The 7,644-nt window shown below is 43.3% G+C and carries 8 protein-coding genes; 2 read left to right on the top strand and 6 right to left on the bottom strand.

What is annotated here, in order from left to right:
* The 4 genes from F6J99_RS38090 to F6J99_RS38075 all read right to left on the bottom strand — a co-directional run.
* On the bottom strand, positions 1-790 hold a 790-nt coding region (locus tag F6J99_RS38090; RefSeq protein ID WP_293121113.1), incomplete at its 3' end, for a prohibitin family protein.
* 18 nt (positions 791-808) lie between these two features.
* Complete coding sequence (locus F6J99_RS38085; protein ID WP_293121111.1) at positions 809-2,596, bottom strand: SUMF1/EgtB/PvdO family nonheme iron enzyme; 1,788 nt, start codon at positions 2,594-2,596, stop codon at positions 809-811.
* 740 nt (positions 2,597-3,336) lie between these two features.
* Positions 3,337-3,915, bottom strand: coding sequence for a Uma2 family endonuclease (locus tag F6J99_RS38080; RefSeq protein ID WP_293121109.1), 579 nt, complete (start codon positions 3,913-3,915; stop codon positions 3,337-3,339).
* A 51-nt stretch (positions 3,916-3,966) separates the two neighbouring features.
* Entirely contained in the window at positions 3,967-4,212 is a 246-nt protein-coding gene (locus F6J99_RS38075) for a helix-turn-helix transcriptional regulator (RefSeq protein WP_293121107.1), read from the bottom strand.
* 107 nt (positions 4,213-4,319) lie between these two features.
* Here F6J99_RS38075 and F6J99_RS38070 point away from each other — a divergent pair, with 107 nt between their 5' ends.
* Together F6J99_RS38070 and F6J99_RS38065 are read left to right on the top strand one after the other, a co-directional pair.
* On the top strand, positions 4,320-4,574 hold the full coding sequence (locus tag F6J99_RS38070; protein ID WP_293121105.1) for a peptide ABC transporter substrate-binding protein: 255 nt from the start codon (positions 4,320-4,322) through the stop codon (positions 4,572-4,574).
* A 103-nt stretch (positions 4,575-4,677) separates the two neighbouring features.
* Complete coding sequence (locus F6J99_RS38065) at positions 4,678-5,055, top strand: hypothetical protein (protein ID WP_293121103.1); 378 nt, start codon at positions 4,678-4,680, stop codon at positions 5,053-5,055.
* Between the two features lie 501 nt (positions 5,056-5,556).
* On the opposite strand, the gene F6J99_RS38060 is transcribed toward F6J99_RS38065, so the two are convergent.
* The gene (locus tag F6J99_RS38060; protein ID WP_293121101.1) at positions 5,557-6,714 is read right to left on the bottom strand and encodes a glycosyltransferase family 4 protein; all 1,158 of its coding nucleotides are present in this window, start codon (positions 6,712-6,714) and stop codon (positions 5,557-5,559) included.
* 12 nt (positions 6,715-6,726) lie between these two features.
* On the bottom strand, positions 6,727-7,644 hold a 918-nt coding region (locus tag F6J99_RS38055; RefSeq protein ID WP_365975088.1), incomplete at its 5' end, for an MFS transporter.

The following is a 7,644-nucleotide window of genomic DNA, read 5'->3' as shown; positions in this document are numbered from 1 at the left end:
CTTCCTCTTCTGTGTTTAACAAGAAAGGAAGTCTAGGAATATCATCACCTATAACAAGAACATTTGGCACTTTAGAGCCTCCTTGTTTCCAAGCTTCTAGTATCTCAATTTGGAGAAAAAGTTTACCTCCTGGAGATAGTAATGCGTCACCCACTTTTTTGATAGCAGTAACTTTACCTTCGGCGCGTTCTTTTTCCGCAAAAGCTTGACCTTTGGCACGTTCTTGCTCTGCAAGAGCTTCTGCTTTAGCAACTTTAACCATATTCTCTGCTTCTCTCGCTCGTTGCTCCGCCATTTGTGCTCTAATGACTGAATCTTGATAATCCTTACCAAATTCTAGTCTGAGTATCGAAATATCAAGAAGTTTGATTCCGAACTTGTCCAGGGAATCATTAAGTTCACGTTCAAAGTTCTGCTTTAATTCAGCCCTCTGAGTTACCATTTCTTGAGCATTCATGCTAGTAGCAGCTTGCCTGAAGGCTCCTTTTGTCTGTGGGGAAACAAGTTCTTGCTCAACATGTTTTAAATCTCCATGTTCTCGTAGAACCGTAACCACTTTGTTTTCTTGAACACGATAAGTAATAACAAATTTGGCATCTACCGGCTGTAAATCCCTAGTTTCTGCTGGAACCTCAACTTCGTACTTTTGTACTCTAATGTCAAATTTTTGAACCCTCTCAAGCCATGGAGCTACAAAATGTAACCCCTCCTGTAACACCTTTTCTTGTGCTTTTCCAAGCCTTACAAGAATTCCTACTTCACCTGGTTCGATAATTTCAACACCTAACATAAGATAGAATCTCCTTTATTAAAAAACAACTCTAAAACCAACAACGAAGCCAGTTCGTCTGTTCGGATCTAAGAAATAACGACTTGCTGCACGACAATCGTTGGGTCCTTCATTATACGCGCCCCCACGAATTACTCGACGATAGCTCTGGCCACCCACATCCCAATTACTTCCATCTTGAGGAGCTCCCTCATAATTCTCATGCCAGGGATCTGCGCACCATTCAAAAACATTTCCGTGCATATCAGACAAACCGAAAGCATTAGATACTCCAAAAGAATTTATAGGAGTTGTCCGTTTACGATCAATCTCTTTTGAATCAAAGCCATCAACCTTCGCGCCATTATAATTTGCGAATGAAGTACTTATCCTATCACCGAAGTGATATCGAGTAGCAGTTCCTGCTCGACATGCATACTCCCATTCAGCTTCACTTGGTAGCCGATATTGACGTCCAACGTGTCTTGATAATCTTGCACAAAACTCAAGGGCTTCATACCAAGAAACTCCCTCCATAGGCAGCTCTTCCCCCTTAAACTTCGAGCGAACTTTATTCAGAGGAATTTCAACTTGAGGAAGAGCTGAAACTCTATACCATTGAGCTTGTGTAATCGGGAATTTACTCATATAAAAAGAAGACAATTCTACTGAATGCTGTGGCCATTCATTTTTCTTACTCCCCTCTTCCAGCTCTGAGGAACCCATCTGAAACACACCACCTGGAATGGCAACCATTTCTAAGTTTGTGTGCTCCGTTATTTCTTCACAAAACCGTTTAGCTTCAATAGAGCGCCTACCACTTTCTTGGCCTTGAGCATTTAACTGCACAAGTTTAAATTCAAATGGAGTAAGCTGGCTATCATCCAAAGGTTTATTTTCGCCTTCATTTTCACTTTCATTTTCAATAATTAGTGGTTCAGGTTCACTTGGCTTTCTGGGGTGACTTTTTCCTAAAATACAGGGAATTAAAGCCTCTGATTCTCCTGACATCTTAATTACCTGACACCCTAATCTGTGGGCGAAAGCATAGGACTTACCAGCTCCTAATGCATCGTAGAAATCTACAGCAAATTCAATGGCTGCTTGATCCTTAATTGCTTTACTCATTCCAACCACATGGTTGATATGTTTTGCGATCGCCTCCCCCTGTACCTTTGAGTAACAAGCATTGAGAACAATACATTCTACTTGGTCAGCAAACAGCTCGAATAATCCTGCTAAAGCTTCTGGATCGACTAACTTTACTTGACCATTCTCATCTTCAAACACTAGACCCTCTTCCTCTGCCCCATGTCCTGAGAAATGAACAATGTTTGGTTTGTAGTCCAGTATGGATCTGTGTATGTCTCTATACCGTACTGCTTCCGCTGTCTCTATTGAATACTTGTCACGCGCTATTCCCCGTTTTAGTCCTTCCTTTATCTCACGCATTTCTTCGTCTAAACGAAGTTTACTTGTGTCTCTAGGATTGCCTGACAAAATCAATATTTTTCGAGTCAAAGCCTCAGGTTTATAATGTGGAGCAATTGGCGTTTGCTTCCTGTTTATTTCATTTTTAATTGTTTGTAGTTCTTTATTGCCAGGATTAGACTCAGAGGCTGATAATATCAGTATTTCTAGCTTACCATTTGCCTTTGCCCATTTAATGAGCTTAAAAACAACTTGCTCATAGTTTTCTCCACCTGCAATAACATTCAGATTCTCCTCTAGAGTAAAATCAATCATCATTTCCAACTTGGCTTTGGTTGGATAAGCACTAATAATGGCTTGGACTAATTTCTGGCGTTGACGTCCATTTATATTCACTATTCTCTCGTGTTATCTTATAAATTCATCACAAATTAATCACTGGAGGTTTTACTTTCCCTTTAGCAAAGTTTCCAGCTCTGCAACTTTCTATTCAAACTTAACCATGCTCTGAGAAAGTGGAACTTCAAACTCACAGCCAAGGTATGGGTTTTAGCTTGCTCTGATAGTACATAGTTCATCTGTTCTGCCACTTTGATATATTCCCAATTTGATTGGAACTTGGAAGACACAGGGATTCTAGTATTTGTAAGCCATGGGTTTTACCTTTTACTGTAATGAATTTCAATCAATACATTTATAGAATGATCTAACCCGGCTTGACAGTACCCTTGAGGGTACCTTTTCAGCTGCTGATCATTGTCAGCCATGCAAAGCGCGAGTGGGGGAAACCACGGCAGCGCGGTCATGGGGGGGACCCCCAAGACCGCGCTGCCTCCCCAAGACCGTAATGGTGCGTTTTCCGTAGGCGAATTAAATTCGCCTACGGAAAACGCACCGATTAAGTAACAGATGGGCTGAACATATTACCCAGTAAAGATTTTAGCTTGCATGTCACCCCCCCCAGGTAAAGATTAATTAACAATACCTTGACAAAATACATTCTGCCTTAACTTGTGACGAATGGCTTAGGGTGGTCAAAGCCTAATGGCACCTCAAGTAGCGTGCGCGTAGCGCAATCGCTGATCGCGTAGCGTGCGCGTAGCGCATTGGCTGATAGATGAATGATTACAATTATGCTAATTCCAGACCAATTCCAAGTCTAATACAAAGCCAGGCAAAACATCTTCTCCCGATAATGTTCTGGGAGATTTCAACACCTCTACAGCTTGATTGAGTCCATAAATTTCAACCGTCTTATGATTAGGGTCAATTAACCAACCCAAACGCAGTTGATTATCAATATACTCCTGCATTTTTTGGCGTAACGGTTCCATATTGTCACTCTTTGAACGCAACTCCAGCACAAAATCAGGACAAAGGGGTGGAAAAGTTTCTTGTTGTTCAGGGGTTAATGCATTCCATCGTTTTTGAGTAACCCAAGCTGCATCAGGAGAACGAATTGCCCCATTGGGAAGTCGAAAAGCAGTAGATGAGTTAAAGGTAACCCCCAGTTTAGTGTGGCGATTCCATAACCAAAGTTGTCCTTCTATATCAATGTTGCGTTTTCCAGTATTCCCCCCAGTGGGTGGCATGACAATCAATTTTCCTGTAGCACTACGTTCTAAGCGTAAGTCTCGATTAGCAGCAGCAAGTTGTTCAAACTGCTCGTCAGTAACTCTGAGGCTAGGAGGAATGTTGATCGGAAGGGTATTCATCAATCAATGTCAAGTTATCCCTTATAGATATATCTAGCAATTGCTTCGCAATTAAGACGAATCGTTGTTTTGCTTGGGATTACCCAAATAAAGCTTAACAAAATCTTCTGCTGCTGCTGGATTAATCTGATACAGGGCATCCCGAAGTTGAATGACCATCTCAGCGCCTGGATCTCTGATTTCATTGACCCAACGGTAAATATTGGAACGCCCAATTCCCATCAGCACAGCGACTCGATTCTGGCTGATGCCGTAGCTTTCTAATACTTGTTTGAGGGCTTTGCCTGCTTTTCCCATGCCTCAAATTTTGTCATTTACTCAGTTGTGAGTAAATGGCACCAAATGGACTACAATGAGGTAGACTAGTTGTAGTCCATTCGGTAACAATAAGAAGGTAACTTCCCATGTCCAACAACTTTCTACCAGAACCGGAAGAAACTCCCTCGGTACCAGCCTCCGAGTCTACTCCCACACCACCTGAACCCAAGCGAGAACCTGTGCGAATCCTAGTCATTGGTTCAAGTAACGGCATCACCAAAATCATCCACACCCAATACAAACTCGGCTTTGCTGAAATCAGCGAATGGAGTCCCTTAATGCCTGTTTCCATTCCCGGTAAACAGATGCGTGCTCTTACTCGCTACGTTTCTACCAATTAACCTCCCTCAATTTTTCCTAAGGGGAAAGGGAAAAATGTCCCTTTCCCCTTTTGCTCCTGGTCGCTGTTTAAGTCCAAGTCACAATTCAACATGATTGAATCTTATGAACTTTCTTCGCCGTCGCATCAATCCTCAAACCTTCGTCATCACTCGTAGACAACTCAGCAGATATCTAAAAATTGACCCTAGTCGAGTCTGGCGATGGCAAAAGTGGGCTCATGTACTATGGGTACATATTCAAGGAAGAGGCGGCTACTTCATTAGCTACCGTCAGCTAGAACAGTGGATAGCTGCTTGTTGTACCCTGATTCGTTCTTGCCGAGAGTTAAGAGCATTGGAAACAGTATGGTCAGCAATTTGGCGAGAAGCTAAACGATATACAGAAGAAGGGATGACTCGACTCTCTGAGATTTACCAACAACTTGACACTCCCCGCCCTGGAAGGACGGGGATTCTTGCTTCAACGGGGGGACTTGTTTAACCAGGCCGGAGCCAGGAAAAATAGAGGTCTCCTCTCCACAAGCGTATTTGGTCTTTGACCTAGGTTTCGGTGTGCCCCACCGTACCTAAACTAATTAACAAATTTAGATAAACATTTTTTTGGGATCTTAGACCTTCATAGACTTCCAAATCGTTAGACTTGATTGTGCAACCTAATTATCTCAAAACAGGTTTTTTACACTGTCTACTTATTCAATATCCTGTTTATCTAGAATATTTTTTTATTATGTCTTCATCTTAACACAAAGCGGTCCTGTAAGGACGGGGCTTTAGACCCAAATTTTTGGTAAAGCATATCTTTCTTATTCCTCAAAGAGTACCAAGACACCTTCAAAACCCGAAATACTCAGCTGTTATGGGTAGGTTCTAAGTTATAAACAGGACTGAGTGCGTAACCCCTTGAGGAGTAGATTAAGTTTGTATACCCTCTTCACCATAAGGGCAACTGAGCATGAGGGTAAATTCCCAAACAACAAAAAAACTAAGCACGACGACTCAATTGCACAAGCCGGATTTTTACAACCTCTTCATAAAGCTTTTCGAGCTGAGTAATATTCCCACTTAAGGTATAGCGCTCTAGAACCCTTGCCCTAGCTTTCTGACCCAGCAAAGTAGTCCAGTCTCTGTGGTCACGCAATAGGGGCAATAGTGTTTTTAGTTGGGATGTCACCCCATGGGTATTGAGAATTACCCCAGCACCATCCTCTAACACTTCCCCATCAGCTCCAGCATCTGTGGCTACACAAGCCACACCACAAGCCATGGCTTCCAGTAATGATAAAGATAGGCCTTCCAATAGAGAAGGTAAAATAAACACATCCGCTGCCCGCAAAATCTCAATCCGTTCTTGCTCGGAAGCCACAAATCCTAGCCAAATGATATTGTGTTCTTCCCCATAAAATGGTTTTAATGAGGCTAATAGCGGTCCATCACCAGCAATCACTAGCTTACTGGATTCACCCAGGTTACATTGTTTCCAGGCTCGCAGCAGCGCTTCCACATTTTTTTCCGTAGCAATCCGACCTTGATAAACAAACAGGCGTTCCGCTTTGAACTCGGATGTCAAGTCAGAGGTAAACTGGGAATATCCTGGAGAATATTTCTGGACATCCACCCCATTGGGAATCACGGCTAGCTTGTGATCAGGAACCCCAACCCGGATTAGGACATCCCGTTGGAGTTGAGAAAAGATAATCACTCGGTCGTAGTGGGCGAGAAACGGCGCATAAACTTGATAGGTCAGCAATTGGGTTCCCGATTGCAAATTGCGTCGTTTACCATCAAAGGGCGGATGGAAGGTCGCCACTAAGGGTATATTGAGTTCGGTACAGATTTCCGGTAACAGGAAGTCTAAAGGAGATAACGTTAAGGAAGCATGGACAAGATCAGGTTTGAGCTCCTGTAGCGATCGCTTCAAAACCTTACTGGCGGTTAGGGTTGGAATGGTATACATCTGAGACTTGTACAAGCAAGGCAGTGGTACCTCCTGACAACCCCACCAAGTCCGGTCCTCTTCTTCTTGGGCAAAGTGGAGGAAACTGACCTGGTAGCTCCGGTCTAGCAGAGCATTGGTGACTTCTCGAGTGTAGGTGACGTTACCACAAAAAGGGGATTTTTTTCCGAGCCAGGCGATATGCATTCCGGTTGGTAGTTAAGTCTCTATATTATGAGGTTTATTTAAATTATTTAATCTATTACCGGAAATATACCAGTTTAAGAACCCACCTAAGAACACAAGTGCTGCTAAACCAAGAAATACAGGTTGTAAACCCAACCAAGTTTCTGCGATCCCCGCTAAGGCTAAGGGTAAACTCAAGGCGATATTAATAGCATTGTTTTGTAGTCCGAAAACTTTGCCCCGCATCTCTTCTGGTGTTTCTGCCTGGATGGTAGTCTGCATCGGGATACCTACCAAAGCCCCAAACCCACCCAATACCATGGTCATGAGTAAAGCCAGCCAGAGATTGTTAGTGAATAGGGACAACCCTACTAAGGCGAATCCCATACCCACAGAACCAGACAGACTTAAATTTACATGGGAGGTGTCATCAAACCAGTTTCCTAGGATTGCTGCACTAATCCCCATCCCAATTCCACCGGCTGCTAACAAGAAGCCAAACTGGGCAGCTGTGATCCCAGGGAGGTTTTCCGCAAGTCTTACCGCCAGAACCGCTAAAGCAGCAAAAACAGAAAACAGAATAACTTGTTGAATCATAGCATTGCGGACACTTCGATGGTGTTTTACGTAACGCAGACCATCGGCAATGTCTGCCCACACATGAGGTTGCTCAGCCTGAGACTTTTCCCGATTTTCACCGGTTCTCAGTAACAACAATACTAATCCTGCGATCGCATAAGACCCTCCTACCAAAACTTCTTTCCCCAAGTACACGCCGACATGTAGCTGAGCTCCCAACCTATCCGCTAAGGCTAACAACGGTTCACCCACAGCAAAACCAATGATTAAGGAAGCCATCATGGTTGTAGTATATAGAGAGTTGGCCGACAGTAGGTGGTGCGGTTTCACAATCAAGGGAATACCGCTTGTTCTGCTGGGGCAAAAAATTGG

It is taken from the genome of Moorena sp. SIO4G3 (assembly GCF_010692305.1).
Lineage (GTDB): Bacteria > Cyanobacteriota > Cyanobacteriia > Cyanobacteriales > Coleofasciculaceae > Moorena > Moorena producens_A.
Note: the sequence above shows the minus strand (reverse complement) of the source record. Positions and strands in the feature narration are given on the sequence as shown.